The organism is Paraglaciecola mesophila (assembly GCF_009906955.1).
GTDB lineage: Bacteria > Pseudomonadota > Gammaproteobacteria > Enterobacterales > Alteromonadaceae > Paraglaciecola > Paraglaciecola mesophila_A.
Window position 1 is genome coordinate 1,017,249 of the sequence record NZ_CP047656.1, and the last position, 25,784, is coordinate 1,043,032.

General features: G+C 44.1%; 25 protein-coding genes. 8 read left to right on the forward strand and 17 right to left on the reverse strand.

Annotation, left to right across the window (positions count from 1 at the left end; genetic code table 11):
- Nucleotides 1-3: 3 nt before the first annotated feature.
- The 9 genes from cheD to FX988_RS21820 are packed head-to-tail and all read right to left on the reverse strand — an operon-like array spanning nucleotide 4 to nucleotide 10,096.
- On the reverse strand, nucleotides 4-588 hold the full coding sequence (gene cheD, locus FX988_RS04285; RefSeq protein WP_201751660.1) for a chemoreceptor glutamine deamidase CheD: 585 nt from the start codon (nucleotides 586-588) through the stop codon (nucleotides 4-6).
- A 32-nt stretch (nucleotides 589-620) separates the two neighbouring features.
- Complete coding sequence (locus FX988_RS04290; RefSeq protein ID WP_160178495.1) at nucleotides 621-1,463, reverse strand: CheR family methyltransferase; 843 nt, start codon at nucleotides 1,461-1,463, stop codon at nucleotides 621-623.
- A gap of 3 nt (nucleotides 1,464-1,466) precedes the next feature.
- Entirely contained in the window at nucleotides 1,467-4,001 is a 2,535-nt protein-coding gene (locus tag FX988_RS04295) for a methyl-accepting chemotaxis protein (RefSeq protein ID WP_160178496.1), read from the reverse strand.
- Between the two features lie 3 nt (nucleotides 4,002-4,004).
- Complete coding sequence (locus tag FX988_RS04300; RefSeq protein ID WP_160178497.1) at nucleotides 4,005-4,502, reverse strand: chemotaxis protein CheW; 498 nt, start codon at nucleotides 4,500-4,502, stop codon at nucleotides 4,005-4,007.
- Complete coding sequence (locus FX988_RS04305; protein WP_160178498.1) at nucleotides 4,499-6,562, reverse strand: chemotaxis protein CheA; 2,064 nt, start codon at nucleotides 6,560-6,562, stop codon at nucleotides 4,499-4,501. Before FX988_RS04305 ends, FX988_RS04300 begins: the two co-directional genes overlap by 4 nt.
- 29 nt (nucleotides 6,563-6,591) lie before the next feature.
- A complete protein-coding gene (locus FX988_RS04310; RefSeq protein ID WP_160178499.1) occupies nucleotides 6,592-6,957 on the reverse strand; it encodes a response regulator in 366 nt (121 codons plus the stop codon).
- 14 nt (nucleotides 6,958-6,971) lie between these two features.
- Nucleotides 6,972-8,651, reverse strand: a complete 1,680-nt coding sequence (locus tag FX988_RS04315; protein ID WP_160178500.1) for a response regulator — start codon at nucleotides 8,649-8,651, stop codon at nucleotides 6,972-6,974.
- A 5-nt stretch (nucleotides 8,652-8,656) separates the two neighbouring features.
- Entirely contained in the window at nucleotides 8,657-8,941 is a 285-nt protein-coding gene (locus FX988_RS04320) for an STAS domain-containing protein (RefSeq protein WP_160178501.1), read from the reverse strand.
- Nucleotides 8,942-8,962: 21 nt separating this feature from the next.
- On the reverse strand, nucleotides 8,963-10,096 hold the full coding sequence (locus FX988_RS21820) for a methyl-accepting chemotaxis protein (protein ID WP_412761933.1): 1,134 nt from the start codon (nucleotides 10,094-10,096) through the stop codon (nucleotides 8,963-8,965).
- A gap of 377 nt (nucleotides 10,097-10,473) precedes the next feature.
- Between FX988_RS21820 and FX988_RS04330 the strand changes: the two genes are divergently transcribed.
- The 3 genes from FX988_RS04330 (at nucleotide 10,474) to FX988_RS04340 (ending at nucleotide 12,896) form a co-directional block, all read left to right on the forward strand.
- Nucleotides 10,474-11,523 (forward strand): patatin-like phospholipase family protein, encoded by a 1,050-nt coding sequence (locus tag FX988_RS04330; RefSeq protein ID WP_160178503.1) that lies wholly within the window; start codon nucleotides 10,474-10,476, stop codon nucleotides 11,521-11,523.
- Between the two features lie 484 nt (nucleotides 11,524-12,007).
- A complete protein-coding gene (locus FX988_RS04335) occupies nucleotides 12,008-12,391 on the forward strand; it encodes an ACT domain-containing protein (RefSeq protein ID WP_160178504.1) in 384 nt (127 codons plus the stop codon).
- 4 nt (nucleotides 12,392-12,395) lie between these two features.
- Nucleotides 12,396-12,896: a PTS glucose transporter subunit IIA gene (locus FX988_RS04340; protein ID WP_160178505.1), complete on the forward strand. Its 501-nt coding sequence runs from the start codon at nucleotides 12,396-12,398 to the stop codon at nucleotides 12,894-12,896.
- A gap of 30 nt (nucleotides 12,897-12,926) precedes the next feature.
- On the opposite strand, the gene FX988_RS04345 is transcribed toward FX988_RS04340, so the two are convergent.
- The 7 genes from FX988_RS04345 to FX988_RS04375 form a co-directional block, all read right to left on the reverse strand.
- Nucleotides 12,927-15,182: a molybdopterin cofactor-binding domain-containing protein gene (locus FX988_RS04345; protein WP_160178506.1), complete on the reverse strand. Its 2,256-nt coding sequence runs from the start codon at nucleotides 15,180-15,182 to the stop codon at nucleotides 12,927-12,929.
- The gene (locus FX988_RS04350) at nucleotides 15,179-15,679 is read right to left on the reverse strand and encodes a (2Fe-2S)-binding protein (RefSeq protein WP_160178507.1); all 501 of its coding nucleotides are present in this window, start codon (nucleotides 15,677-15,679) and stop codon (nucleotides 15,179-15,181) included. The genes FX988_RS04345 and FX988_RS04350 overlap by 4 nt, the downstream gene beginning before the upstream one ends.
- Before the next feature lie 24 nt (nucleotides 15,680-15,703).
- The gene (locus FX988_RS04355) at nucleotides 15,704-16,357 is read right to left on the reverse strand and encodes an NTP transferase domain-containing protein (RefSeq protein ID WP_254700719.1); all 654 of its coding nucleotides are present in this window, start codon (nucleotides 16,355-16,357) and stop codon (nucleotides 15,704-15,706) included.
- A 157-nt stretch (nucleotides 16,358-16,514) separates the two neighbouring features.
- A complete protein-coding gene (locus FX988_RS04360; RefSeq protein ID WP_160178509.1) occupies nucleotides 16,515-17,501 on the reverse strand; it encodes an XdhC family protein in 987 nt (328 codons plus the stop codon).
- Nucleotides 17,502-17,526: 25 nt separating this feature from the next.
- Nucleotides 17,527-18,930 (reverse strand): RDD family protein, encoded by a 1,404-nt coding sequence (locus tag FX988_RS04365; RefSeq protein WP_160178510.1) that lies wholly within the window; start codon nucleotides 18,928-18,930, stop codon nucleotides 17,527-17,529.
- A gap of 12 nt (nucleotides 18,931-18,942) precedes the next feature.
- Complete coding sequence (locus FX988_RS04370; protein ID WP_160178511.1) at nucleotides 18,943-20,121, reverse strand: vWA domain-containing protein; 1,179 nt, start codon at nucleotides 20,119-20,121, stop codon at nucleotides 18,943-18,945.
- Nucleotides 20,121-20,957, reverse strand: a complete 837-nt coding sequence (locus tag FX988_RS04375) for an AAA family ATPase (RefSeq protein WP_160178512.1) — start codon at nucleotides 20,955-20,957, stop codon at nucleotides 20,121-20,123. Before FX988_RS04375 ends, FX988_RS04370 begins: the two co-directional genes overlap by 1 nt.
- Nucleotides 20,958-21,370: 413 nt before the next feature.
- Between FX988_RS04375 and cysK the strand changes: the two genes are divergently transcribed.
- The 5 genes from cysK to FX988_RS04400 all read left to right on the forward strand — a co-directional run bounded on the left by cysK (nucleotide 21,371) and on the right by FX988_RS04400 (nucleotide 25,462).
- Nucleotides 21,371-22,336 (forward strand): cysteine synthase A, encoded by a 966-nt coding sequence (gene cysK / locus FX988_RS04380; protein WP_160178513.1) that lies wholly within the window; start codon nucleotides 21,371-21,373, stop codon nucleotides 22,334-22,336.
- 132 nt (nucleotides 22,337-22,468) lie between these two features.
- Entirely contained in the window at nucleotides 22,469-22,921 is a 453-nt protein-coding gene (locus tag FX988_RS04385; protein ID WP_160178514.1) for a hypothetical protein, read from the forward strand.
- 31 nt (nucleotides 22,922-22,952) lie between these two features.
- Nucleotides 22,953-24,122: a winged helix-turn-helix domain-containing protein gene (locus tag FX988_RS04390; RefSeq protein WP_160178515.1), complete on the forward strand. Its 1,170-nt coding sequence runs from the start codon at nucleotides 22,953-22,955 to the stop codon at nucleotides 24,120-24,122.
- Nucleotides 24,123-24,397: 275 nt separating this feature from the next.
- The gene (gene rrtA, locus FX988_RS04395; RefSeq protein WP_160178516.1) at nucleotides 24,398-24,985 is read left to right on the forward strand and encodes a rhombosortase; all 588 of its coding nucleotides are present in this window, start codon (nucleotides 24,398-24,400) and stop codon (nucleotides 24,983-24,985) included.
- A 45-nt stretch (nucleotides 24,986-25,030) separates the two neighbouring features.
- The gene (locus tag FX988_RS04400) at nucleotides 25,031-25,462 is read left to right on the forward strand and encodes a GFA family protein (protein WP_160178517.1); all 432 of its coding nucleotides are present in this window, start codon (nucleotides 25,031-25,033) and stop codon (nucleotides 25,460-25,462) included.
- A gap of 88 nt (nucleotides 25,463-25,550) precedes the next feature.
- Here the strand turns inward: FX988_RS04400 and FX988_RS04405 are convergent, their stop codons facing one another.
- Nucleotides 25,551-25,712, reverse strand: coding sequence for a DUF1328 domain-containing protein (locus FX988_RS04405; protein ID WP_160178518.1), 162 nt, complete (start codon nucleotides 25,710-25,712; stop codon nucleotides 25,551-25,553).
- Nucleotides 25,713-25,784: the final 72 nt, after the last annotated feature.

Genomic DNA, 25,784 nt, shown 5'->3' on the forward strand with positions numbered 1-25,784 from the left:
TCGTTAAAATAGTTCCACATCACCAGTGGCTTGGGCATTTCGCTTAAGCTTCAAGCGATACTCACTTTCTCGGTCAAGTATGGTGGTGTTGTGTAGTGACTTAAGCTTGCGTACTTTCACCTCTCCAGTTTCGGGAAAGAAATAGACTTTTCGCGGATATATATCTAGCAAATCGCTGGCTAGTATTGGAATTTGTTCAGTCTTTAAAAAATCCACCACAAACTCAGCATTGCGTTGACCAACTACGTTAGTCGTCATGCCTTGTAGTACTGCCCCGCCGCCAAATACTTTTGCTTCTAAGCGCCGCTTGTCGCCGCCTAGTTTCAAAATCTGAGTGATCAGTAATTCCATCGCATAAGTCCCATAGCGAGCCGATGCCGACACTGGATTGTCCCCTGCGTTGTCACTGGGCAACAGGAAATGGTTCATGCCACCGATTTTTAGCTTAGGATCACGTAAGCACACCGCCACACAAGAGCCAAGCACGGTAAGGATCAGAGTCTGCTCAGTGGTAGCGTAGTACTCACCCGGCAAAATTTTAATGGCATCGCATTTAAAGTGCCTATCATAGTATCGATTGGGGACCATGCCATTGGTATTAAAATCCGCATAAAAATCGCTCACACCGACCTCTTAACAGGTTTGTAAACCGTTTTGCCTAATAGCTTAACCACGTGCTCGGCGGCAGCGAAGTTTTCAGAATGGCCCGCAACATAAATCCCTTTTTTTGACATCATAGATACCATGCGTTCAAGGATCCGTATCTGGGTGTCTTTATCAAAATAAATCATCACATTTCGGCAGAAAATCACATCGATAGGTGCCGGTATTTGCCACTCTTTTGCAGTTAAATTCAGTTGCGTAAACGAGACCATTTTTGCTAATTCAGGCACCACTCTCACTTTGCCCGCGTTGCACCCCGTGCCTTTTTGAAAAAAGCGCTTCTTTTGTTCAAGGGATAAGCCCTCTATGCGTTCGATGGGATAGATACCATCTCGGGCAGTTTGCAGTACTTTACTATCAATATCAGAGGCAATAATCTCGATAGGCACATCAAAACGCCCATACGTTTCAGCCACCGTCATGGCAATAGAATATGGCTCTTCTCCGGTGCTACTTGCCGCACACCAAATGCGACGACTGTTTGGCATTTCCTGTAAATAACGTTTCAAAACAGGAAAGTGATGGGGCTCACGAAAAAACGAGGTTAAGTTGGTGGTAAGCGCATTAATAAAATGCTGCTCTTCATTTTCATGGGTTGCCAAATAACGTAAGTACGCCGTAAAGTTAGGCAATTTCAGTGCCCTCAACCTTCTCGCCAGGCGGCTATAAACCATGGAATCTTTACTGTCTGCCAGCTGTATACCGGTCTTTTTATACAAAATCCCTCTAATTTGCTGAAAATCTCTGTGACTAAACGCAAATTCTTGTTTCGCTGCGCTGCCTCCAATGTTAGATGCCATTAATCAAAAGCTCTCCCACTCGTCTTCTTCTTGAGTAGTCGCCTGAACGAGCTTAATGCGTTCTTTGTGTTGCGCTGGCCTCTTCGCCTCTACCTTAGGCTGAGCCGCCAATCGAGGCGTAACCTGTAAGTCGTTTTCATCAAACTTAAATGCCGCCACTCGCTCGCTTAACTGCTCAGCTTGTGATTGCAAACTTTCAGCAGCCGCAGTTGCTTCTTCCACCAGCGCTGCATTTTGCTGGGTGGCTTCATCCATCTGGTTTATCGCTTTGCCTACTTCATCAATACCCGAAGCTTGCTCTGCCGAGGCGGCGGCTATTTCAGCCATTAAATCATTCACGCGTTTAATTGAGGTTACAACGTTATCCATGGTTTCACCGGAGCGATTCACTAACGTGTTGCCGTTTTCAATTTTAGCGACAGAATCCGAGATTAATTCTTTTATATCTTTTGCTGCATTAGCAGAGCGCTGGGCTAAGGTTCTTACTTCAGAGGCAACCACGGCAAAACCACGACCTTGCTCGCCTGCTCGCGCCGCTTCTACTGCCGCATTTAAGGCTAAAATATTGGTTTGAAAAGCGATGCCGTCGATTACCCCTATGATGTCGGAAATTTTGCGGGCCGACTCATTGATAGAGGACATAGTTTCAACCACTTGATTAATTAGATCGCCTCCTTCGCTGGCCACTGTTGACGCCTGAGACGCTAAACCATTCGCTTGGTTGGCGTTTTCAGCATTAAGACGAACGGTTCCGGTTAACTCTTCCATGGTCGAAGCCGTTTCTTCTAAACTTGATGCTTGGCGCTCTGTGCGATTAGACAAATCAGCATTGCCTTGAGCTATTTCGGATGACGCATTTCGAATGGTTTCAGTGGAGCCATTAATTTGGCCGATGGTATCGGCTAATGAGGCAATAAAACGCGTAACGTTTTCTCCTAGCTCTTGAAACTCACCACTGAATTGATGATTCAGCTTAGCGGTTAAATCACCTTCAGAAAGCAAATTCAGCACGCGCTTGACTTCATTAATCGCCTGTTTGCGAGCGGTAATGTCAGTAGCGTACTTCACCACTTTAAAGGGCTTACCGTTTAAATCTAATATCGGATTGTAAGAGGCTTGTATCCACACCTCATTGCCTTGCTTGGCAATACGCTTAAACTCATCTGATGTGAACACGCCATTGTTAAGCTGCTCCCAAAAAGCGCGATATTCGTGGCTATTTTTATATTCAGGTTCAACAAATATACTATGATGTTTACCTTGCACTTCTTCTAATGTATATCCCATGGCATTGAGGAAGTTTTCATTTGCGTTTTGAATGACCCCATTCATATCAAACTCAATCACGGCTTGAGATTTACCAATGGCATCTATCTGACCCGAGTAGTCAGCATTGTGCAGCTTCTGCGTAGTAATGTCGGTAGCGTACTTAACCACTTTGAAAGGCTTGCCATTTACATCCATGATGGGGTTGTAAGACGCTTGGATCCACACCTCATTACCTTGCTTCCCTATTCGTTTAAATTCAGCAGATGTGAACTGTCCTGCGTTTAACTTTTCCCAGAATTCTCGATAGGCCGCACTGTTCTTGTATTCAGGCTCCACAAACATACTATGATGCTGACCTTGTACCTCTTCTAAGGTGTATCCCATGGTGTTGAGAAAATTATCATTGGCGCGTTGGATCACGCCCTTCATATCAAATTCAATCACGGCTTGAGATTTACTGATGGCGTCAATTTGTCCTGAATAATCAGCGTTGCGCTTTTTTTGTTCGGTGATATCGCTGGCATATTTAACGACTTTGAATGGCTGGCCGTTTAAGTCCATGATCGGGTTGTATGACGCATGGATCCATACATCATTGCCTAATTTATCAATGCGTTTGAATTCACCGGAATTAAACTCGCCAGCTTTAAGATGCTCCCAGAACAAGTGATAATCATGGCTATTTCTGTACTCTGGCTCAACAAACATACTGTGATGTTTGCCCACCACTTCTTGCTCGTTGTAACCCATAGCGTTTAAAAAGTTATCGTTTGCCGATAAAATCACGCCGTTCATATCAAACTCAATCACGGCTTGAGATTTACTGATTGCGTCAATTTGTCCAGCATAGTCAGTACTTTGTATTTTCTGCGCAGTGATGTCGGTGGCGTACTTAATCACTCCATTGGGCTTCCCTTCTTCGTCAAAAAGCGGGTTATACGACGCTTGGATCCAAACAACTTTTCCGCCTTTAGCGACGCGCTTGAAAACATCAGAGGTAAACTGCCCCCGATTTAGCTGTGCCCAAAAATCCCGGTACTCTTGGCTATTTTTATATTCCTCATCCACAAACATACTGTGGTGCTTACCTATCACTTCATCGGAGCGATAGCCCATAGCGGTTAAAAAGTTATCATTCGCGGCTTGAATGATGCCATTTAAATCAAATTCAATGACAGCTTGAGAGCGATCAATTGCGTCGAGAATCGCTTGATCACGCATCTGTGATGCTTTTGAACTTTTGCTGCCTAACCAACCAAAAAGACTCATACGTTACTCCTTCGTTGTTGCGTGATTATCAAACAAACCCAACTCATCGCTTGATATTAAACTGTCAATGTTGACTAAAATAACCATGTGCTCCTCCAACGAAGCTAAACCCAATAAATATTTACTGTCGAATGCCACTCCAAATTCTGGCGGTGGTCGAATATCTTCGTCTTGTAACTTGATGACATCTGACACCCCATCGACCACTATGCCAACAATGCGATCACACACATTGAGCATAATCACTATGGTGAATTCGGTATAAGTGGCTTCACCCACAGAGAACTTAATGCGTAAATCAATGATAGGCACTATATCTCCACGCAAGTTTATGACGCCTTTAATAAAACTAGGCGCATTGGCGATTTTGGTCACTGTCTCGTAACCACGTATCTCTTTCACGGTCATGATGTCTATTGCGTAATGCTCTTCGCCTAAGAAGAAGCTAAGAAACTCGTTCGACTCTGAGTGCATGTTTTCTTGCGTGATGTGTGAATTCATAAGGTGCTCTCTTTACTCATTCCATTTGCTTTAACGCTATTGGCCAGCGACTCTACATCAAGGATCAGGGCGACTTGCCCATCGCCCATTATGGTTGCCCCAGCAACACCTTCTACCCGGCGATAATTTTGCTCAAGGCTTTTAATAACAACCTGCTGTTGCCCCATTAACCCGTCCACTAATAGACCAAAACGCTTATTACTGCTTTCAATCAACATCACAATCGCCTCGCTGGGCTCAGTAATTGCCCCCTCAATTTGCATTGTTTGATGTAGCTTGACCAAAGGCCAATACTGGTCACGGATCCAAAGTAATTTCTCGTTTGAAATCAGCTTCATTTGGCTTGGATCGGGTTGTACCGATTCGATAATATTGACCAGAGGTACAACAAATGTTTGACTGGCAACCGACACGCATATCCCATCCACTATGGCTAGCGTGAGAGGTAAATGAATGTTGAAGCTTGACCCTTCCCCCTGGCTTGACTCGATTTCTATTCGCCCGCCAATGGCTTCTAAATTGCGACGTACTACATCCATACCAACGCCTCGACCTGACACGTCGGTGACCGCTTCAGCGGTTGAAAAGCCGGCTTCAAAAATCAATTTCCATACGTCACTATCGGGCATATCTGTGTCTACTGACATACCATTTTCTTGTGCCTTGGCCAAAATTCGCTCACGGTTTAAACCCGCGCCATCATCGATAATACTAATGATGATACTGCTACCTTTTTGCTCGGCTTTAAGAATAACCGTACCCATCTCCGCCTTGCCTAAAGCCAATCTGTCTTCGGTTTTTTCGATGCCATGGTCAATGCTGTTGCGCACCAAATGGGTGAGCGGGTCCACTAACTTTTCAATCATGCCCTTATCAATTTCCGTGTTACCCCCTTCTATCACCAAATCCACTTTCTTCCCTAATTTACTGGACAGGTCACGCACCACTCGAGGGAAACGATTAAAGGTAAAATGCATGGGTAACATCCGCATAGACATAACCGATTCTTGAATCTCTCGAGTGTTGCGGGTGAGTTCTGCGATGGCATTTTGAAGTTTTTCATTGGGTTCACCCGGCATATCAGAACTGACTTGAGATAACATAGATTGGGTTATCACTAGCTCCCCAATAAGGTTGACCAATGAGTCTATTTTGCCGGTATCTACGCGAATAGATGAGGATTCAACGGATGCTTTCGCCGTACTGCTTTTGGCGGCACTCTTTTTAAGCGCTTTAGGGGTACTTGTTTTTTTCGCTTTGTTACTGGGCGCAGGTAATTTTTCAAAAAAGCCATAGCCTTTTTTATTATCACTTGGGTCATCTTTGGGGTGCTCATTCTCAGGGAAAAACCCGTACCCAGCATCATCAGTTTGGGCTGCATCGGGGGCGCCATCAGAGATGGCTACACTATCAGGTGCTGTTTCGCTTGAGGTTGTATCAAAAAATCCAAAACCTTGGTTTTCATCATTTCCAAGTTCATTTTCGGTGGCACAGGGCTGCTCAAAAAAACCGAAACCATCTTCGTCATCGCCATCGCTATCTATCTGGGCAGTATTAGTGTCACTTGGTTCGTCATCAAAGAAGCCAAAACCGTCTATGTCTCCGGTATCGTCTTGATTATTACCGCCTTTATGGTGACTATCTGAACTGTTTTGGGTAGTTGAATCGTCTAACGATGTCATCAAACAGTTGAGTTTGCTTATTCCCTCATCAATATCCGATTGCTCAATTTCTGCTTGATGCCGGTAATTGTCTAAAGTGACTTTAAGTAAATCGGTCGTTTCAAGCAACAAATCAACAATCTCAGTGGTCATTTCAATTGTATTATTACGTGCCCTATCAAGTAGATTCTCCATAATGTGGGTCAAGCCAGTGAGCGCATCAAACCCAAAAATACCGCTCCCACCTTTAATCGAATGAGCAGCACGAAATATACTGTTTAACTGTTCAGGATCGGGCTCAGACAAATCCAGTGCCATGAGTTGCTGTTCCATGTCGGCAAGGTGTTCTTGACTCTCATCAAAAAAAACACCGTGGAATTGTTCCATATCAATGGACATATCAATCCTTACCTCTTTAACCAGAAACGTTAGCCTAAAACTTTACTCGACACCGCCAGCAGTTTTTGCGGATCAAACGGTTTAACCATCCACCCTGTGGCACCGGCTGCTCGACCTTTGGCTTTCATGTCATCCCCCGCCTCAGTGGTTAATACCACTATGGGTACGGTTCGGTAATTGGCTAGCCCTCTTAATGACTTGATTAAGGTCAGTCCGTCCATACGGGGCATGTTTTGATCTGTTAAGACAAAATCAAACTGCTGCTTTTTACAAAGATCTAACCCCGCTTGCCCATCGTTTGCGGTTGTCACTTGATAAGCCGCAGACTTCAATGTCATTTCAACCATTTGCCTGATAGACGCCGAATCATCGACGATTAATATGTGTTTACTCATAGTGGTTATTTCCCTCACTTAATAAGTACTGAAGTTCTATTTCCTGGTGCAAATACCTGTATTTGTTCACAAAGTGAATGGACAAGATTGAGTCCCCTGCCGAACAACGCCTCGTCTTCCACCTGTTCACTGGGTACTTGTTGGTAACCGCTACCACTGTCTTCGATATCAAAGTAAAGTTGGCCAATTTCGGGTTCGAAACCCAACGTCAGCCGGATACGATCATTCTGCTCAAGTGTTTTTAGGCGGTTTTCCCGCTCTTCTAAATACTGACCAAAACTTTCGAAGTCGTGCTTTAAGCGCGAATCAAGGCGCAATACCCCATGATCCAATGCGTTATTAATTAATTCTGAAAAGACGGTGAATGCTTTTTGACGCAGCAAAGTATTGAGCTTAATACGATTTAAAACATCATCGAGCACTGAAATCATGTTGCCAGGGGCGAGTAAGTCCCCAGCAAAGTCCAGCACTAAATGCATATGCCCAGTGCACAAACGATCAACTGACGCTTGTTTTCCCTGATACAATTCGTGTAGTTGCCCCAGACTCACGCAGCATACTGACACGTCATCGTCTACTTGCGTCCCATTGCTGTGACAGGAAAAAGCATCTACCACTTGGTTTAGCAATGCGTTAGTCGAATGTAATGAACTGAGCACGTTGTTCACCCCTGATTTCCCGAACGCTATACCGTTTAACCCACGCTGTTCAATCAAGCCATCACTGTAAAAAAATAGATGTTGGTTGGTGTGCAACGCGTGAGTATGCACATAAGGGTTAAAATCATTCCGCTCGACAATACCAAGAGGCAAAGACTGAGATTTTATGCGGCTGTGGACCTGTGCATTTTCATTCAGTATCAGCACCTCTGGCATGCCAGCGTTAATAATACTAATAGAGGCTTGAATATAATTAACCTCAATGGCAATCATCGCCACGAAACGATCTTCTGGAATTTCAGCACAAAGCTTGGCATTAATTTCATGCACTATGCTTTGCATTGACGTTCCTTCATGGAGCATTGCGCGAATGGTCGATACCGCAGGTAATACACTGATTGCTGACGCCAAGCCGTGTCCCGCGGCGTCCATTAAAATCATCAGTGTATTCCCATTTTGTAACTGCTCAGCCACGAAAAAATCGCCGTTAAAAGACTTAGAAGAACGCATGAAACTTTGAATGGCATCAGGCTGATCTGAAAACGACTGAGATAAATGGCGATAAACGTGCCTGGCAAGCTCTTCTTCTTGCTGTTGTTCATCGAGTAATTGTTCTAGCTCACGATATTGCTGTTGCAACTTTTGTTCATTTAAATGGGCATCTAAACAGCGCTGCACGACTAACTCTAAGAGCTCTACATTAATAGGTTTTAATAAGTAACCACTGACACCCAACAAAAAATACTGCTGCATCGACTGTTGTTCTTCATCACCCGTGATCATAATGACAGGACACACCACTTTGTTTTGCAGCATAAATTCCAGTAACTCTGTGCCCAATCCATCGACCAAATAGCTATCAAGTAAAACTAAGTCGAATGGCTGACTCATCAACAACGACTTAGCCTCCTGAATACTAAATACCGAGGTGACCGTGGCATCTTTTTGAGTCAAACGCAGACCGATGGTGAAGTGATAACTTTCATCGTCATCGACTAACAAAAAACGACAACCTGACAGAGAATTGAGTGACATAGGAGTTATTCGAATTCAAACAGCTTTTCAAAATTGGCAATCAATAAGATATCTCTAGCATTATCTTTCGCTCCTTTAATCGATACTCGAATATTCTGTGCCTTGGCTTTTTTATTTAATAAAACCATCATGCCCAACGCGGAGCTATCAAGATATTCTGTGCGTGAAAAGTCCATTAAGATTTTTTGACACAGTTTTTCCTCTAGCATTGCACTATATTGTTCGGTAAACGTTTTATGCTGGCTAAAATCAAACCGCTGGGGAACATGCAACACTCTTACTTCGCTCATACAGGCCTAACCTCACAATCATTAAAAAAGTTCTAAATCACCTTCATCCATGTTGTCTGATGACACTGGATTGTGCTTCTGTTCACGTTTAGCGCGAAATGCTTCCCGCAAGCGATAGAACTCTTCACGTTCCTCGTCGTTTTGCGCAGACGTAACCACATTCAATAGCTGCAAAACAAACACTAACGTTTCTTTGGTATAGCCCAAGTTCTGAATATTAATATCATCGAACTGCAGGGCACGAATGGCTTGTCCAAGGGCGACCTCAAGATTTTTAGATATGCCATCTAAATCTTGAATAACGTTTGCGTCAGCCTCTGCTTTGGTAATAATGTCATGCAGTGCATTTTTAATATCTCTTTTTGCATCAATAACATAGGTAACATCATAGGAGGCAAGTGTACCCACTTCCTGCGTTAGCTCCCCTATTTCCTGATTAATAAAACGCAAACGAGTTTGAATACTCTCGCTAAATTCAGATGAGCGACTAGACAAAGAACGTACTTCATCTGCCACCACAGCGAACCCTCTACCGTGTTCACCTGCTCTAGCGGCTTCAATCGCCGCATTGAGCGCTAATAAGTTAGTTTGCGATGCAATGCCATCTATGTCTTTTAGGGCTTGCATTACTAGCGGCAGAGCTTCATGGATCTTGTTGACTTTATCGAGTAATTCCATTGATGCCGCTGACATATCCACAGTCGATTGAATAAAGCGGTCTAGTGTCACTTCAGTGCTATTCGCAAATTGGCGCATACGATCGCTATACAGTTCATCGGTATCACCGGCAACCGAAATTAGCGTTAAAATGCTGCTACTTTGTTGATTAATAAGCTGCTGCAGATCTGCAAACGCACTATTTAGTATCCCTACCGCGTCGGTTTGGGTGCCACAGATATTGTCAATACTTTGCTGACACTCTTCTATTGCTGGCGTCACTTCTGGGAGCAATTCATTTACCTTGAAGGTGGCATCATCGGTATTAGGCACATCAGACTCAGCATAAGGCGTAATTTCATGTACAGGTATAGCCTCACTCGGCTGGCTTTGCATCCAGATAAGCCATACTGAAAAAAGCAAGTTAGGGATTAATGCAACATAGGGATTAACAAAATAAACCAGTAACAACGAAAGGATTGCTACCAGTAAAACCATCAACCAACGTGTTCTCAAAATCGTTTCCAAAAATTACCCTGATGGTTAATAAAGCTAATCGCTAATTGAGAAAGCGCAAGAAAAAAACCGATAAAAACTAAATACATTTCAACTAAATAGAGAAAAACAAAAATAAAGTTAGTGAACACTACATGGTTTAATTAAGATAATGTAAGCATCAATTTAGCCAGTTAATACTTTAGACTTAAGTAAAAAGTATTCAGAAATTTTTTTTCTTTTCCAATTTTTTATTCAACGCGCTAAGCCAGTTTTAAATTCACCGAATTGGAGAAAGTCTGTTGATTTTTGCAAGCAAAGCGCAGACAAATTACGGTAATATCATCCAATGATTTAAATGACAGTTAAATTTTTGTTTTATGTTAGATATATACGCGGGTAAATCAGCGCTAGCCTTGATTGAAAAAGAAGGGTTTCAACAACATGTTTTCAGTTCATTTTTAGGTGCCAGTGGTGGCCCAAAATGGTTTAGTTTATTTGGACTGGACAAATACCTATTCGGTCATTTTTTTAGCAATCGCAGCCAATCATTAAACCTTATTGGTTCCTCGGCTGGGGCATTTCGTGCAGCGTGCTTTGCACAAAACGACCCAGTGGCAGCCATCAGTCGCTTAGCGAAATTCTATTCAGAAACAACCTATGAAGATGACGTAACGCCGATGGCTATAAGCAACAGTGCCCGAGTGCTTCTTGATCGCGTATTCGCTGAAAATGGCGCTCAGGAAGTCATAAACAATCCTGTATTCAAGGCGCATTTTTTAGTCGCTAAATCGAATGGTTTAGTGGCATCAGAGCGAAAATCACTGCAAATAGCTGGGTTAGTCAAAAGTTACGCACTGAACAGAGTCAATCGTCGTCTGTTGACCAAACAATATGAGCGTTTTATTTTTCAGAATGCCAACAGTACACTTGCCATTAAAGATGAAAGTGGGTTTGCTACCCATACGGTGTCATTAACCGACGCGAACATAAAAGAAGCATTGTTAGCATCGGGCTCGATACCTATGGTGATGTTGGGGATTAAAAATATTCCCGGTGCACCAAATGGTATGTATCGTGATGGTGGCATTATCGACTATCATTTTGATATCTCACTGCAAAATTCACCTGGCTTAACCCTGTACCCGCATTTTAGTTCACAGCCAAAAGCGGGCTGGTTTGATAAATCGCTCAAACGCAGCGTAAATACGCACAACTATGACAAAACTGTTATGTTGGTGCCCTCTGATGCGTTTATCGCTTCTCTTCCTTTTAACAAAATTCCGGATAGAGAGGACTTTACTAAAATGACAACAAACGTGCGGATAGATTATTGGCAATCGGTATTACGCCAAACTGACGCACTGGCTGACAGCTTTAAAGAATTTCTTAAGCAGCAAGATTTATCCAAAATAAAACGGCTATCTTAACCCTGTAAGTGGGATCAACCTCGATCCCCAGAAAATCGATGAACATTCAGTCAAATAAATTACTTGGAAAAAGTGTTTTCATCTATTGCAAGTTATCAACATCAATGCTCGGGGAGATAAACTGTGCGTTTTACAACCAACAGGAAAATAGTGAGTCATATCAAGCGATTAAGGTATAAAAATCGAGAACTCAACAAGGTTATCCACAGATTCAGTGGATAACACCGGTATAAAACACAGTGAATGTGCATAAAAGACTAAGAATTTGTGAATAAGCAACATTGGAATTGATCGATCCTGCTAGGGATACGATCAGTAATCAAACGACCAGTGTTGAATAAATAAACATGGTCCAACCATTGTCGCTAAATGCAATAATCACCTTCATTACTGCAAATATGTCAGCTCACTCACGGATAAATACTTGCGTTGTGAAGCAAACCCAGCAAAATAACGACTTCACCTTTCTAACAACGGATCGTTCATGCCCAAACAGACTTTAGCCTTACATCCAGCGCATTTTTGTATTCATAGTTTAGATCACGGCGCGGCTATTCCTAGTGAAATATTACAAGCCCCTATTTTTTTCATCAGTAAAACCGAAGATGAATTGAGCGTCGTCGTACCTGATAACATCCCGTTAAACAGTGAAGCCAGTGATGGAAATTGGCGCGCCCTTGAAGTGCTTGGTCCTCTGAGTTTGTCTATGGTAGGTATAATGGCGCAGTTAGGATCTGTCTTTGCCAAAGCTAACGTCAGTATCTTTGTGGTATCGACCTTCGATACAGATTATTTTTTAATTAAACACAGTGATTTGTCTGGCGCCATAGATGCCTTGCGCCGCGATGGCTATAAAGTGAACGAGTAATATCTTGTTCTCCTCTATTGTTCGCCCTGACGCCCCAAGAAAGTTTAATAACGCGCTAGCCGTTAGCAGCCCACTGGCAGGCAAAATCGTGCCATTAGCGTCTGTTCCTAATGCACTATTTAATCAAGGAATGTATGGACAAGGGGTGGCTATCGAACCTTCTGGTTATCAGCTGCTTGCTCCCTATTCAGGTGTGGTTACTTCGTTTCCACAAACGGGGCATTGCATCACGTTAACCGCAAAGAATGGCCTACGTTTTTATATGCAGTTGGGTATGGATAGTCACGCTATGATGGGTGAAGGATTTAAACGCGTGGCCAACGTGGGCAAAGCCTATAAAGCGGGTGAGGTGTTGTTGGAATTTGATTTGATTAAAATGCGCCGAGCACTGCACAGCACATTATCACCATTTACCGTTCAAAACCCGCAGAAACTGTCGTCTATTCAAGGCCATTATTATCAGGCCATAGCAGCGCAAGACGTTGCTATGACCCTGTTTGTTTAACAGTTTCGTTATCTAAGCCCGACGGCCTATCTAAACTGAATAGTGCTTATTAATGGGTAATGCGCGAATACGCTTACCTGACGCCTGATAAATCGCATTAGTGACCGACGCCGCTACTGGCGGAACGCCTGGCTCACCCACACCTCCAGGGGCAGCATCAGATTCAACAATATGCGTCACAATCTTTGGGCTTTGGTGCATACGTAATACAGTGTAATCGTGATAATTCGACTGCTCAATTGCACCTTCTTTAATGGTAATCTCGCCCATCAGCGCAATCGATAACCCAAAAATCATAGCGCCTTCCTGCTGTGACTTAACACGGTCAGGGTTGACCACTCGCCCAGCGTCAATCACGGAGTGCATTTCAAGCACTGTCACCTTATCGTTTTCCACCTTCACCTTTGTGGCCACCGCCACATAGGTAACGAAACTTCGATGGACGCTTATTCCCCACCCTTCGTTTTCAGATGTTGCGTTATTCGCGCCAGACTTTGCTAACAGCGTATTCAACACATTTTTTAGGCGTTTTGTTTCAATCGGAAAATTATCGTACGATTCACCATAATTTTCATACTTAAACCCTTGAGTTTTCGGGTCAACAATACGGTCTTCTCCAATTAGTGTCTGCCACATATCACTAGTAGGTACTCCAGTCTTCGCTGCGACTTCATCGACGAAAGAACCAATGGCGAAACCGTGTTGTATATTGCTTACCGAGCGGATCCATCCGATGCGTACGTGAGCCGGCGCTTTATGAATTTCACATGATAGGTTATCGATATCAAATGGAAGATCACCAAACCCCAGAGACAATTCGCCATTTTGTGGTTCGTCTGTGGTGCCGGTAAATGTCCAGCTGATACTAGGAAACGCCGTGCGTTGCACCCAACTTGTAACCTTACCCGAATCATCTAACCCTGCCTGGAAGTGCTGGGCACTGATCGCATGATAATAACCATGACGTATATCGTCCTCTCGGCTCCACACGACCTTAACCGGCTTGCCGGTTTTCTGTGCCAATATCGCTGCTTCCACTGAAAAATCCGGTTTTGATTTACGTCCAAACCCGCCACCTAGCAGGGTCACATTAACTTTGACCATGCTTTTATCAATGCCTAATGCACCCGCTACATTCTGTTGAGTCGATTGGGGGGTCTGCGTACAAGCCCACACTTCACACTGGCCATTTTTAAATACGGCTGTCGCCGCTGGTGGCTCCATAGGGGCATGCACTAAATAAGGTACGGTATAGGTTGCGGACATGGTATTATTGGCCGAATCAAACGCACTATATGCATCGCCAGCACTACGAATGGACTTTCCTTTGGTCACAATTCGCTTTTCAAGATCAGCCAAATAAGCCGCCGAATCGTGACGCTGGTTTTCGCCAAGCTCCCACTGGATATTTAAAGTTTGGCGTCCTTGGAGTGCTGACCATGTATTGCTGGCTAGCACCGCAACTCCATTTAGATTTTTAAACAACACCGGAAAGTGCTGCTTAGGCATTTCAATGACGTCAACCACATTCGCCACTTTTAAAGGTGCATCTTTATCGTAGGCTTTAACGGTGCCACCTACCACTGGACATCGCTCAATGGTGGCATACAACATACCCTCTAATTGCACATCTTGACCAAATACAGTGTTACCTGTCAGGACGTTGGGCAAATCAACTGAGGTGACCGGTTTACCGATCAATTTAAAATCTTTTGGCGATTTAAAGGTTAGCGTTTTCACCTGCGGAACTTGTTGAGCACTGGCAGCCTTTGCTAGCTCACCAAAACCAAGCGTTTTACCAGAGGACTGATGTACTATCGCGCCGTTCTCAGCGAAGACTTCACTAATAGGTACATTCCACTTCTGTGCAGCTGCTTGTTCAAGCATGGTTCTGGCGGTTGCGCCCATTTCACGCATGGTAGTATAAAAACGTCGGATTGAGCGCGAGCCGTCGGTATTCTGGCTACCGTAAGCTTCATCCGCTAGCCCTTGCACTACATTAACTTTTGCCCAGTCAGCACATAGCTCTTCAGCCACGATTTGTGGAATACCGGTACGCACACCTTGGCCCATCTCACTGCGATGACAGACAATATTGACCGTGCCGTCATTGTCGATACTGACAAATAAATTCAGCGTGTTGGAACTACTATCAGTTTCAGAAGCGGCCCAAACGGGTGATATGCCAGGCAATACAGTGCCTAAAACAAAAGCACCTCCAGCCACACTGGTATATCGCAAAAAATCACGACGGCTAAGCGATTTTATATCATGGTTAGTGCTCATGCCTGTCCTCCCACTTCTTTACCTAAGGAGTAATCGAATGCGCTTTGTTTATTTTTTGCTGCTGTTTTTATCGCTGCTTTTATGCGTGGGTAAGTTCCGCAGCGACAAATATTGCCCTGCATATAGGAATCTATGGTTTCATCATCTGGATCAGGATGTTCGTTTAATAGCGCTACCGCACTCATGATTTGACCCGACTGGCAATAACCACACTGGGGCACATTGTGCTCAAGCCATGCTTGCTGCACCGGATGCTCAGCGCTGGCAGACAAGCCTTCAATGGTGTTCACGTCTTTGTCTGCAATAGCAGATAAGGGCATGACACATGAACGAATAGGCTGGCCATCAAGGTGGACTGTGCAAGCACCACATTGTGCCATGCCGCAGCCAAACTTAGTGCCTGTCATACCGAGAATATCCCGCAATACCCAAAGCAAAGGCATATTCGGGTCAACATCTATTTCAACCGGTTTGCTGTTCAAATTAAAACGAATCATTTAACACTCCATATGGGTGATGTTTTATTTAGTTTTTTGGTCCTGTCCCATTGACTGGTGCCACTGTTTTAGCGCCAACTGGGTATCAATATCATACTGGGCGTTGGGTAAATCAATTGCTACAACAAATGCGCTGTATTGTTGCAATATTTTTCGTGCCCCGGTGTCTGCATCCAATTCACTTAACAGTGAAAAATAGGTTCTAGGAAAAATAACCGGCGCGCCCAAAATACCCTTGTAGCGAGCAGCGATTATATTTTCCGGATTAGCAGCACAATGATGCAACATTGTGGTTATCTGCTCACGTGTTATAGCGACCTGATCAGCTAAAGTCACCAATAAATGGGATGACTTGCGGTTCGCTTTTTGTACCCCAAACGCTAACGTCGCTCCCATGCCTTGTTGCCATTGGGTAAAAATACAGGGCGATACATAGTCAGGAACATGGGGCAATATGTGCGCGGCATTTGCGCCTAAAATAAGATTAAACTCGCAAAGCTCTCTTGTTAAATCGCCGCGTTCTGTCAGCTGTGTCAATGTATGTAACAGCATTGGTTGTCCGTTAACCTTCGCGAGTTGTTTAATCCCATCGAAACGCTTGCTCTGCCCAGCGGCCAGCATCAATGCCGCGACGTTGATTGAACCTGCGCTGTGTGAGCCTGTACTCTGTGAGCTCATGCTGTGTGAGCTCATGCTATGTGAACTCGTGATCTGTGAGCTTGCGCAGTGTGAGCCCGCGCTCTGTGAAACGCCGCCCCTAAAACGGTGTCTTTTGAAGCTAACTCAGCCGCTAAATTCGCCGATATTTCGCTCATAGGCGTATTTTGTCTCGGGCTCATTGAGCAAGTATACCGCTAATGGATTGTCCGTCTTGCTGCTCAATAAACGCATGAGCTTCAGATAACATAGACAACGCAATCGACTCTGGTAACTCGCCACCTAAGCGTAATCCAATTGGATTGGCCAACGGTTTAACTAGGTTCTCTCTGGAGACTGGAATTAAATCAAGTACCCGCTCTGTGCGATGCACTGGGCCAAGCATACCCACGTATTTTGCGCTACTGCACTGAACTAACGCCAGAGACTCTGCGTCCAGCTTAATGTTGTGCGTCATAATGATCGCCATATCAATGTGTTGTAACCATTTACTGTGCTCAAGTGACCCAATCGCCTCGCGCACTACATTCACCCCACTATCAAAATGGCCACTTCGTGCGTAACTGGTACGCGGGTCAACCAAGGTCACTTGCCAGCCAAGTTGCGCCGCAATTGCTACCACTGGCCGTGCATCCACTCCGCCACCAAACACAGCCAAATGCGGAGCCGGTTTAAGAAGCTGTTTGAATACGCCCGCTTCGTGTTGCAGCACAGCATCAACGCTGGTTTCTCGCAGTGTATTTTGCGGTGATTTCTCATGTATGACTTGCCCATATTCTGCACTCTTATTGTTTTCAAGCAGAGAATAAAGTTCGCCCAGCTGTAAATATTGGTTATGTTCATCTACTGGCTGCAATAAAATACGCACCATACCGCCACAGCCAATGCCCAGTTTCCAGGCCAAATCTTCTTCCTCACGCATATCGTATTCTACGATGCGATTGCGCCCAGAGTCCCAGCAGCGCCTTGCTTGCAACATAATGTCTGACTCTAGGCAACCACCGCTTAACAGCCCGTAATATTGTCCTAGGTCGTTTATCATCATCATAGCGCCAGGCTTACGATATGAAGAGCCGTCGGTTTCTATGATGGTAGCCAACACCCATTTTTGGCTTTCTCTGCTGCTCTGCCACTGCTTTAACAATTGATTTAATCTATTTGCCACTTAACGACTACCCATGATTGGTTGTTTATTGTGAATGCGCATTGTCTTGTGTGTTTGAAGAACCTGTCTTTGAAGGATGCATCTCTGGTGTTTGTGTTTTAGGGGGGGGTGTCGCTGATGCGGTGGGGGATGAAGGCTCAAACGCCACACGCTCCTTGCGTAAGTCAATCACCAAGGTTTCAGATATTTTGTCTTGAATCGCTTGACGATTCGGATCCCAGTATATTTGTAAAAAACCCAATAAACCGGTCGCAATGCCCGCACCGTATCCACCGTAGCGACCAAAGCTTTCCCACAGATTTAAACTACTTCCGTCGAGTTTGATTACCTGAATACCAAGTAAACGTTTGCCCGGAGTTTGCCCGCTCCACCAGGCGGTGAAAATACTAAAATAAAACGCAGCCCAACCAAACCCAAGCCCTAAATCAGCAGCAATGCCTTGAAGCCACGCTAGAATACTCGGTGGTGACGAGCCCTGTGCACGTGGACCTTCTATTTCACTCAAGGTGTTGAAAAATGATTGCGCATTTTCTTTTTGTTCAGCGTTTTGACCGCTATTTTCGCTTTCATCGTTAGTATCAAGGTTATCAGCGAGAGTCTCATTTTCTGCACGTGCTTTAACCGCGTTTTCAAAGTCAATGTTGTTCACCTCACGTTGCTCGATTTCGCTTTGTTTTGTATCGCTTTGTGAAAGATGGTTCTGGCTATACATATCCTCATACGTTTGTGTCATGACAACCTCTAACTGACTTTTTTGCTGAGGAGACAAATCACCGCTAACTGCATCGCGATACTCACTAAACAGCTTTTCAGCAACCTTCTTCTCTATGGGCATTGTCGCCAAATCTGTCGCGAGCTTTTCTCCTAGCCTCGTCCAACACACTAAAGGTTCAATGCACTTACCGTATTCGATGTCTTTGGCCACGCTTTTGGTTTCAAATAGATATTTTGCGGTTAAGCCTATCAACGCTAAATCTTCGACTTTGTCTAACTCGAAGTCGCTAAGTGCATCGTCTTCGACCAATTCTGAGCGCACTTTTTGATTCTCGTCTGGGGTTTCTATTACCTCTTGCACGACCTCAATACTTTGCGCAGCAATTAAAAACAGTAAAATGGCCGTGATAAATCGTAGGGAAATTCGCGCCACATTAAAGCGTTTTTTCTTCTTTAAACGATTTCCCGCGCGAAAAAACGTAACAGCGGCAATAAGTGCCAACAAAATGTTACTTGCCTGACTTAACAAGGCGACCAGTGCAACGTCGATTAGCAGAGCAAACGCGCGCTTGATAGGCCTTGCTAAAGGCGTTCCGAAAAGCGATTTAGACACGTGAAACGCGTAGGGCGTCACCTGGTTACGGGTTTCTTTTTGAGTTAAATGAGAAGGGGAAATGGGCGTTTTTTCGGAAGAAGTTTGTGCTGATTCGCTCACGCGCCCACCTTTTTATTTTTTGTGAAGCGCTTTTATTGCCTCCCCAAGGCCGTCAATCGTTAAGGGATACATGCGCTGTTCCATTATGTCCTGCATGATACCGATAGAGGCGTAGTAATTCCAATATTCTTGTGGCTGAGGGTTAAGCCAAATACCGTGTTTAAAATGCTGTAAAATACGTTGCATCCATAACGCCCCAGGCTCTTCGTTCCAATGCTCGACACTGCCCCCTGGATACGTAATTTCGTAAGGACCCATAGTGGCGTCTCCAACGAAAATAACCTTATAGTCAGCACCGTATTTATGGATGACATCAAACACTGACATGGTTTCTTTGCCACGACGTTTATTGTCTTTCCACACGCCTTCATATACACAGTTATGAAAGTAGAAATACTCTAAATGTTTGAATTCGGTATGCGCCGCTGAGAACAACTCTTCACACTCTTTGATGTGCGCATCCATAGAGCCACCCACATCAAAAAACATCAACACCTTAATGGCATTACGTCGTACGGGCATCATTTGAATATCTAACAAACCCGCGTTTTTGGCCGTGCCTTCAATCGTGTGCGGCATATCTAATTCTTCGCTCGTGCCACTGCGGGCGAACTTACGCAGTTTTCTCAAGGCGATTTTGATATTGCGCGTACCCAACTCAACATTACCCGCTAAGTCTTTAAACTCGCGTTTATCCCATACTTTCGCAGCTGAGAAGTTGCGGTTTTTGTCTTGTCCTATGCGTACCCCTTCAGGGTTGTAACCATTTGCACCAAAGGGGGATGTGCCGCCGGTTCCGATCCACTTGTTGCCCCCCTGATGGCGTTTCTCTTGTTCTGCCAAACGCTCTTTTAACGTTTTCATTAGCTCATCTAAACCACCAAGGGCTTTAATTTTTGCTTTTTCTTCTTCACTAAAGTGGCGCTCAATTTCTTTTCGTAACCACTCATCAGGTATGTCTTTACCAAATAAATCAATTTGCTGAACGCCCTCGAAGTAATCAGCGAACGCTTTATCAAACTTGTCGTACTGACTCTCGTCTTTCACCAGACACAAGCGCGCCAAGTAATAAAAAGCTTCAATATCAGCAAACACCACCCCTTTTTGCAGCGCACGGAGCAGATCCATTAATTCGCTCAAGCTGGTTTTGAGTTGGTACTCTCGTAATTTAAAAAAGAAATCGACCAACATTAGCGACGCGCCATGAATACCAGTTTTTCAAAGAGGTGAATGTCTTGCTCATTTTTTAGCAACGCCCCATAAAGTGGCGGGATCGCTTTTTTACTGTCTTTGTCTTTTAACGCTTCTGGTGAGATGTCCTCAGCCACTAACAGCTTTAACCAATCAATCAGCTCAGACGTAGAAGGCTTTTTCTTTAACCCTGGGATATCACGTAAATTGAAAAATGACTCCAGCGCTTGGGCTAACAGGTCTTTCTTGATATTAGGAAAATGCACTTCAACAATCCGGCGCATTTCTTCTTGATCTGGGAATTGAATATAATGAAAGAAACAACGACGTAGAAAGGCATCAGGCAATTCTTTTTCATTGTTGGAGGTAATAATCACAATGGGGCGCTCAGTCGCTTTAACGGTTTCTCTGGTTTCGTAAACAAAGAACTCCATTTTATCCAGTTCTTGTAACAAATCATTCGGAAACTCGATATCAGCTTTGTCAATTTCATCAATTAACAATACCGGGCGATTCGTGTTTTCAAAGGCATGCCACAGTTTGCCTTTAACGATATAATTTTTTATATCATGTACTTTGTCATCCCCTAGTTGTGAATCACGCAGACGAGATACCGCATCATATTCGTAAAGGCCTTGCTGCGCTTTGGTGGTCGACTTAATATGCCATTGAATTAACTCAGTACCTAAACTTGCCGCTAACTCTTCGGCTAACATGGTTTTACCTGTGCCTGGCTCCCCCTTTATTAACAGCGGTCGCTCTAAAGTAATCGCTGCGTTAACGGCCAAACGTAGTTCATCGCTGGCAATATAGTTACTCGTTCCATTAAAAGACATCAATACCTCGGACTATTAGTTGGGCTTGTGGGTTGCCTTTTTCCTAAAGCTAAAACCGCACAGACATTATTTGTTACCATGAATTACACGCGTTGCTGAACTGCTATGCATCGCGAGCGTCATCACTTAAGTAAGTTGAATTATGCAATAGTTAACCCCGAGACACGGTCAATTACCAATGAATAATGCTTAGTGTTAACTATTTCCATAAGATATAGCTAAAAAGCACTTTGAATTTGGCGACTTCGCCTTAATCTTAATAGTCTGACCCTGGTTGTTTGAAAAAACTGGAGTCTTTCTCATATTAAAGTTCTCAGACAGAAAGTGCCGTTAACGAATAAGTAAAAAAGTACGCTGACCTAATGGAAGGCGTAACGAATTAGGCACCACTTAGAATCCACAAAGGAAAATTTATGCAAGTATATGACGACAATTCCCTCGCTATCGGTAAAACCCCGCTGGTTAAATTAAACCGAGTTACTGGCGGTAACGTCTATGCAAAAATCGAATCTCGTAACCCAAGTTTCAGCGTGAAATGCCGTATTGGTGCCAACATGATTTGGGATGCCGAAAAACGTGGCGTGTTAACCAAAGATAAAGAATTAATTGAAGCGACCAGTGGCAACACAGGTATTGCACTGGCCTTTGTTGCTGCGTCTCGCGGTTACAAAATCACCTTGACTATGCCTAGCTCAATGAGCTTAGAGCGCCGTAAATTGTTAAAAGCACTTGGGGCGAACTTGGTCTTAACCGAAGCGGCTAAAGGCATGAAGGGCGCGATTGCCGCTACGGAAGAATTAATCGCTTCAGCACCAGATAAATATGTTCCTTTGCAACAGTTCGAAAACCCAGCCAACCCTGAAATTCATGAAAAAACCACAGGTCCTGAAATTTGGAATGATACTGACGGCAAAGTAGATATTTTTGTCGCGGGTGTAGGTACGGGCGGTACTATCACAGGTGTAACGCGTTATCTTAAAAACACCCAAGGTAAAGCCATTACCTCAGTTGCTGTTGAGCCAACAGATTCTCCTGTTATCACGCAAGCTAAAGCGGGCGAGCCGCTAACACCTGGGCCACACAAAATTCAAGGTATTGGCGCAGGCTTCATTCCAGGGAACTTAGATCTAGATATTATTGATGCTGTTGAGCAAGTGTCTAATGAAGAAAGTATGGAGATGGCGCATCGATTGATGAAAGAGGAAGGGATTTTAGTGGGGATTTCTTCAGGCGCCGCGGTAACCGCAGCCAAACGTTGGGCAGAAAAGCCAGAAAACGCCGACAAAGTTATCGTTGTCTTACTCGCAAGCGCCGCTGAGCGTTACTTAAGTAGCCCTCTTTTTGCCGGTGAATTTGGCGATTCAGAAGAAGTTCAGTAAATTTAAGTCGCTTGTTTTATTGTTAAGGCAAGTTGCATAAGTAATTGTAAAGGGAGGCTTTTTAGCCTCCCTTTTACTTTACGGCGAACGCAGGTACACTTGCTTTGTTTTTCTTTAACCAACAGACCAATCATGATTTTACATCGTTCGCTTCAACTGTTTGCTCTACTGCTCACTGTTTTCGTTATCAGTGCTTGTGACGGTCCTACAAATACAGGGGCGGGAAAATACGGCATGATGGACACGAATATTCCAGAATACGCTGCCGTACAATTCTTCACGCACATCTATGCTGACGATGATTTAACCGGCGCTCTAGAATACGCTAGCCCTAAGCTTGCAAGACTGATGAAGTCTTATCGCATTAACCGCAACGTACAGCGACACGTGCTCAACCTAACGTTTGATAAAGTCGAAATTAAACCCAGCGCAGCGAACGCAGGCCGTAATGAATTTGCCAAAGAAGCCAGTGTCTCTTTGTTTTTTGAAGGCACACTAAATGGTGAAATCGTCAAAGATCTGCGTCAGGTTAAGCTCATTCGTAGTAAATCAGGATGGAAAGTCGACGAAGTCAGTGTTGAGTAACACCCAACACTCCCCTACTTCTGATTAGCACATGCCAGAGTCGATTTCTCCAGAGCAAGCTCGCAAGCTGGTGTTACATGCTCAGGGCCTGGCCGCCACTAAAAAACGCGGCAAAGCCCTTACTCATACCCGAGATGCACTGGAATCGTTAGGGTATGTGCAAATAGATACCATCAGCGCCATTGAGCGTGCTCATCATCACACGCTTTGGAATCGTAACCCTGATTATCACCCATCGCATCTCACTCAACTGGTCGCACAAAAACACGCATTCGAATATTGGACCCATGCAGCGGCATATCTTCCGATGAAAGATTACCGCTATAGCCTACCTCGTAAAGCGGCACTCGCCAGTGGAGAGTTAGATCATTGGTATCCTCGCAATGCCAAATTAATGCAAGAAGTACTTTCGCGTATCAGTAGTGAAGGCCCTCTCATGGCTAAGGATTTTGAAACCCCAAGCTCCCACGCTAAACGAAAGCCGAAGGACTGGGCCAGTAAACCGGCCAAACAAGCCCTTGAATATCTGTTTATGCAAGGAGAATTAATGATTAAGGAACGAGTTAATTTTCACAAGGTGTATGAGTTAACCGAACGAGTGCTGCCTACAAGTGTCGATAGGTCTTTTCCCACCGAGCAAGAAAACTGGCATTTCTTGATTTGCCGATTTTTGCGCGCTAACGGCTTAGGTCAAGCGAGCGAAATCGCTTATTTGCGCAAGCATACTAAAGCTGGCGTGCAGCAAACGATAAGTAATATGTTAGAGGCAGGCGAGTTAGTTAACATTCAAGTAGCAGGCACGACTTATGTCACATTACCCCAGTTACTCGAAACACTTAACCGCCCAGTAAGACGGAGTAAACTGCATATCTTATCACCCTTTGATAATCTGCTTATCCAACGTAAGCGAATGCAGAATTTATTCAATTTTGATTACTTATTGGAATGCTACGTACCGGCAAGCAAACGACAGTATGGGTATTTCTCGCTGCCCATTTTATGGGATGCAAATCTGGTTGCCAGAATGGATTGCAAAGTAGATCGCAAGACTAAAGTGCTGCACATACAACATTTAGCGCTTGAACCTAACGTGCGTAAAGTCGATGCATTTCAGCATGCACTGAAAAATGCCTTACCGGGGTTTCTGACCTTTAATCAATGTCAGGCATATACGCTGCATAAAACCTCACAAGCGCTGTAGTCAGGCTTACCCTATAAGCACTTACCGTTAGTAACATCGCCAGCATTTTTTTCGCGCATGTTCGTTTCCTTTTATATTCCATTCCCTTTGAGTTTCTGTGAAACAATGTGGCTTAAAACGCGGTCTGATATCTGTGCGATAGGCTTTATAGCAATTCTTTTACATACTAATATGTTGACCTATCAGTACTATGTCATGACTTGTTAATGCGATATAAGTAACATGCAACTCATGGTTTTCATTCCCCTTTTTACCCTTAGTAGAGAATTCACTTCATGTTACGACTGCCCTATTCTTGGTCTCATTCCCTCGGCCCTCTACTCGTTGTCGCTGTATCAGTTATGTTATTTGCTGCAGAGCCTAGCAGCAGTATGTGGTTCGCCTTTGACCGCGAAGCCATTGCTCAAGGTCAGTGGTGGCGCTTGTTAACAGGTAATTTTTTACATACTAACCTAAATCATTTGCTGCTTAATCTGGCGGCTGTCTTACTGTTATGGTCGCTACATGGCCAATACTATCGTACTGGTCATTATGCAATGATGCTCGTAATCCTGTCCCTTGGGGTGAGCTTTGGTTTATATGTATTTGAACCTACCATGCAATGGTATGTTGGCTTGTCAGGAATCTTACACGGAGTATTTGTTTGGGGAGCGTATCAAGATATTAGACATGGTTTAACCAGTGGTTGGATACTCATGATTGGGGTCTGGGCGAAAATTCTAAATGAACAACTCTCCGGCCCCAGTGTGGATATCGCCCAACTCATTCAGGCCTCTGTTGCCATTGATGCCCATCTATTTGGCGCTTTTTGCGGCCTCATTATAGTCATTTGTTCACTTATCAAACTGCAAAAAAGCAGCTAAGCTAACTAGCCTATCTCTCAGTACGCAATGCCATAAGGAAATCAAATGAGCAAAGCCATTGAACTTACAGGAACATGCCTGTGTAACGCCGTCAGCATTAACGTCGCTCAGGCTAAACCAGATATAGACGCGTGCCACTGCGGGTCATGTCAAAAGTGGGGCGGCGGTCCCTTGCTTGCGATTGATTGTGGAACCAAGGTGACTCTCGTGTCAGACGATTCAGTGTCTATCTATGATTCGTCAGATTGGGCCGAGCGGGGGTTTTGCCGTCACTGCGGAAGTCATCTATTTTATCGTTTAAAAGAAACCCAACAATACATCATGCCGGTCGGACTGTTTGAGATACCGGATACGACTGAAGTGGGTTTCCATACTCAGATCTTCACCGATGAAAAACCCGCTTTTTACGACTTCGCGAATCAAACCAAAATGATGACTGGCGAAGAGGTATTTGCCGCATTTATGTCTCAAGAGTAACCGCTAAGATAAACATGCTGATGTTCTAGGCTATCTGTTGCACATAAAAAAGGCTGCTCACCGGCAGCCTATTTATATATTAAACTTATTATACTTTTCGTCGTCCCATCACCACTGAAATAACCAGTAGCACTAGAAATACGAAGAAAATTATTTTCGCGATACCTGCCGCCGAACCAGCAATACCACCAAACCCTAGTACTGCAGCAACCAATGCGATAATCAGAAAAATAACAGCCCAACGTAACATAAATATTCCTTTTTAAAGTAAATGGACTTTTACTAAAGCGTTATTCGTGCCAAGCCAAGTAATAACTTTATA

What these genes read in the sequence shown, in the direction of transcription:
- cheD (WP_201751660.1), bottom strand. Translation starts at nt 588, where the DNA reads ATGGTCCCCAATCGATACTATGATAGGCACTTTAAATGCGATGCCATT.
- FX988_RS04290 (WP_160178495.1), bottom strand. Translation starts at nt 1,463, where the DNA reads ATGGCATCTAACATTGGAGGCAGCGCAGCGAAACAAGAATTTGCGTTT.
- FX988_RS04295 (WP_160178496.1), bottom strand. Translation starts at nt 4,001, where the DNA reads ATGAGTCTTTTTGGTTGGTTAGGCAGCAAAAGTTCAAAAGCATCACAG.
- FX988_RS04300 (WP_160178497.1), bottom strand. Translation starts at nt 4,502, where the DNA reads ATGAATTCACACATCACGCAAGAAAACATGCACTCAGAGTCGAACGAG.
- FX988_RS04305 (WP_160178498.1), bottom strand. Translation starts at nt 6,562, where the DNA reads ATGTCCATTGATATGGAACAATTCCACGGTGTTTTTTTTGATGAGAGT.
- FX988_RS04310 (WP_160178499.1), bottom strand. Translation starts at nt 6,957, where the DNA reads ATGAGTAAACACATATTAATCGTCGATGATTCGGCGTCTATCAGGCAA.
- FX988_RS04315 (WP_160178500.1), bottom strand. Translation starts at nt 8,651, where the DNA reads ATGTCACTCAATTCTCTGTCAGGTTGTCGTTTTTTGTTAGTCGATGAC.
- FX988_RS04320 (WP_160178501.1), bottom strand. Translation starts at nt 8,941, where the DNA reads ATGAGCGAAGTAAGAGTGTTGCATGTTCCCCAGCGGTTTGATTTTAGC.
- FX988_RS21820 (WP_412761933.1), bottom strand. Translation starts at nt 10,096, where the DNA reads ATGGTTTTACTGGTAGCAATCCTTTCGTTGTTACTGGTTTATTTTGTT.
- FX988_RS04330 (WP_160178503.1), top strand. Translation starts at nt 10,474, where the DNA reads ATGTTAGATATATACGCGGGTAAATCAGCGCTAGCCTTGATTGAAAAA.
- FX988_RS04335 (WP_160178504.1), top strand. Translation starts at nt 12,008, where the DNA reads ATGCCCAAACAGACTTTAGCCTTACATCCAGCGCATTTTTGTATTCAT.
- FX988_RS04345 (WP_160178506.1), bottom strand. Translation starts at nt 15,182, where the DNA reads ATGAGCACTAACCATGATATAAAATCGCTTAGCCGTCGTGATTTTTTG.
- FX988_RS04350 (WP_160178507.1), bottom strand. Translation starts at nt 15,679, where the DNA reads ATGATTCGTTTTAATTTGAACAGCAAACCGGTTGAAATAGATGTTGAC.
- FX988_RS04355 (WP_254700719.1), bottom strand. Translation starts at nt 16,357, where the DNA reads ATGAGCTCACAGAGTACAGGCTCACACAGCGCAGGTTCAATCAACGTC.
- FX988_RS04370 (WP_160178511.1), bottom strand. Translation starts at nt 20,121, where the DNA reads ATGTTGGTCGATTTCTTTTTTAAATTACGAGAGTACCAACTCAAAACC.
- FX988_RS04375 (WP_160178512.1), bottom strand. Translation starts at nt 20,957, where the DNA reads ATGTCTTTTAATGGAACGAGTAACTATATTGCCAGCGATGAACTACGT.
- cysK (WP_160178513.1), top strand. Translation starts at nt 21,371, where the DNA reads ATGCAAGTATATGACGACAATTCCCTCGCTATCGGTAAAACCCCGCTG.
- FX988_RS04385 (WP_160178514.1), top strand. Translation starts at nt 22,469, where the DNA reads ATGATTTTACATCGTTCGCTTCAACTGTTTGCTCTACTGCTCACTGTT.
- FX988_RS04390 (WP_160178515.1), top strand. Translation starts at nt 22,953, where the DNA reads ATGCCAGAGTCGATTTCTCCAGAGCAAGCTCGCAAGCTGGTGTTACAT.
- rrtA (WP_160178516.1), top strand. Translation starts at nt 24,398, where the DNA reads ATGTTACGACTGCCCTATTCTTGGTCTCATTCCCTCGGCCCTCTACTC.
- FX988_RS04400 (WP_160178517.1), top strand. Translation starts at nt 25,031, where the DNA reads ATGAGCAAAGCCATTGAACTTACAGGAACATGCCTGTGTAACGCCGTC.
- FX988_RS04405 (WP_160178518.1), bottom strand. Translation starts at nt 25,712, where the DNA reads ATGTTACGTTGGGCTGTTATTTTTCTGATTATCGCATTGGTTGCTGCA.